Genomic DNA, 2,189 nt, shown 5'->3' with positions numbered 1-2,189 from the left:
ACGCGCCAACGTCGGCCTTGCTCGAGACCTACACGAATCGATCACCGGGAAGGTACGCCCCTTCCCGGCCGATCCACAGGTCTTGAGCATTCCTCCTCTCGCTCAGTCAGCGCCATCTTGTGGCAGAGCTTCAGCTCAAGGTGTCGGCCGCCTTGGTGCAGTAGAGCGGTTCCTCTATCCGCGCTTTGATCTCCGGGCTTCGGGTTGGTGCCGGCGGGCCGGAAGCGGAAGCCCTCCTACCAGGGTCGCGGTCCCGTGCGAAGGCAGCCTGCGAGTCGTGGGGGAGGCGACCAACCTGGTGCGACCACCGGCGCCTGCGCTGGCGCCGTTCGTGGCCGTGATCGGCTACCACCGGGGCGGATTCGGGCACGCTCGGGAGCGGGCGCTGGCCACCGGCGGGACGCAGCTCTTGGTGAACCTTGCCGCCGACGAGACGTGGTGGCACCCGGTTGGCGAGCCGGCGCCACTGACGACGCGTGGCGCGGCGTGGCAGGGGCCGGGCACTGGCCCGGCGCTCATCGACCCAGCCGACCAGCGGGAGATCGCCCGAGTCAGATTCCGTCCCGGCGGCGCGTACCCGTTTCTGCCGGCACCTCCCTCCGCGGTGCGGGACCAGTTGGTTTCGCTCGACGAGCTCTGGGGGCGCGATGGCGGCACCCTGCGGGACCGGCTGCTTGGTGCGGTCACCGGGTGCGGCCGGGTGCCGGACCGGGCCCGGCTCGCGGTGGAGCACGGTTACCACGACCAGCCCCACATGATCCATGACTTCCAGGCGTTCGGCGGGCTCAGCCCGACCTCGTACCAGCCTCGCTCGACCGACGCCCAGAACCACGTTCCCGGCATGACCCATTTCTACAATCCACCGGCTCCCCGGCGGGTCATGATGGCCCTATGATCGAAATCCAGAACGTCTACCCAAAACTGGTCGTCGCTGACGCCGCGGCCGCGATCGACTTTTACCGGAGTGCGTTCGGCGCGCGTGAGACCGCCCGGTACACCGACTCCGCCGGCAAGATCGTCCATGCGGAGGTCACGATCGGGAGCTTCACCGTCGGGGTCAAGGACGAGGGGTACGGAGACGTGGCGCCGACCTCACTCGGTGGGACGCCGGTGATGATGGCGCTCGACGTCTCTGACGCCGATGCGACGGCGGAGGCGGCGGTCAACTCCGGCGCCAGGGTTATCTACCCGGTGAGCGACCAGCCTCACGGAGGCCGGGCGGGCAGGGTCGCCGACCCGTTCGGGCACCAATGGATAGTTTCCAAGCGGAACCAGGACCTCGCGTCGGCGGAGGTCCAGGAGCGCGTCGCCGCCATGTAGCGTCGCCTACTGCACAACCCGGTGGCCGGTCGACTCGAAGGTCGCCGGACCGCAGCACTTCGAGTTCACGGCTTATCGGAGTCAAGCGGATCGAGGCCTCCGCGGGGCCGGCGAGTCGTGGTGCAGCGGGCCGTAGGCGCTGGCTTTCGGCTTGCGGCAGCCGTACGCGTCGCGGGCAAGGTCGTGATCACGCGGTTGGTACCTTCGCAGGTCGACGGCGGCGCGCGGGTCGCGGCATGGGCGGATGTTCGATCGCCGCTAGATTCGTGCTCGTGGACACCGAGAGGTGGTTCTGGATCAGGACCGTTGGCGCGCCGCGGGGCGGCGACCCTCGTGCTGGCGAACTTCACCAGTCGACTCGCGAAGGTGCCACGTTCGCGGCCACTCAGTCGAGACAGAACTCGTTGCCCTCGATGTCCTGCATCACGAGGCACGACTCGTTGCCGCCATCGGCCAGCAGTAGTCGCACGCGTACCGCGCCGAGCGCGACCAGTCGTGCGCATTCGGCCTCAAGTGCGGCCAGGCGCTCTTCACCCACGAGCCCGGTGCCGACCCGCACGTCAAGATGCAGCCGATTCTTGACGACCTTGCCTTCGGGAACGCGCTGAAAGTACAGTCGCGGGCCCACACCTGAGGGATCAACGCATGCGAACGCTGAGCCCTGATGCTCAGGCGGCAGCGTGCGATCGAAGTCATCCCAAGTAGCAAACCCCTCCGGTGGCGGCGGTACGACATACCCCAACACCTCGCACCAGAAACGAGCGACGCGCTCGGGGAGCAATGCTCGAAACCTGTGGATGAGCGTCGGGAGGCGTACCCTCCCGGCGACGCTCCATGTCCAAGGAATCGAGTAGAGCCCGCGCGCCAAC

At 68.0% G+C, this 2,189-nt stretch carries 3 protein-coding genes; 2 read left to right on the top strand and 1 reads right to left on the bottom strand.

Annotated elements, in window-relative coordinates:
* Positions 1 to 277 precede the first annotated feature (277 nt).
* Positions 278 to 895, top strand: a complete 618-nt coding sequence (locus AB0G14_RS35420; RefSeq protein WP_357705130.1) for a DUF6597 domain-containing transcriptional factor — start codon at positions 278 to 280, stop codon at positions 893 to 895.
* On the top strand, positions 892 to 1,320 hold the full coding sequence (locus tag AB0G14_RS35415; protein WP_357705127.1) for a VOC family protein: 429 nt from the start codon (positions 892 to 894) through the stop codon (positions 1,318 to 1,320). Before AB0G14_RS35420 ends, AB0G14_RS35415 begins: the two co-directional genes overlap by 4 nt.
* A gap of 385 nt (positions 1,321 to 1,705) precedes the next feature.
* On the opposite strand, the gene AB0G14_RS35410 is transcribed toward AB0G14_RS35415, so the two are convergent.
* A complete protein-coding gene (locus tag AB0G14_RS35410) occupies positions 1,706 to 2,119 on the bottom strand; it encodes a VOC family protein (RefSeq protein WP_357705132.1) in 414 nt (137 codons plus the stop codon).
* Positions 2,120 to 2,189 lie beyond the last annotated feature (70 nt).

This window comes from Micromonospora sp. NPDC023814 (assembly GCF_040639595.1).
Lineage (GTDB): Bacteria > Actinomycetota > Actinomycetes > Mycobacteriales > Micromonosporaceae > Micromonospora.
Note: the sequence above shows the minus strand (reverse complement) of the source record. Positions and strands in the feature narration are given on the sequence as shown.

What these genes read in the sequence shown, in the direction of transcription:
- AB0G14_RS35415 (WP_357705127.1), top strand. Translation starts at nt 892, where the DNA reads ATGATCGAAATCCAGAACGTCTACCCAAAACTGGTCGTCGCTGACGCC.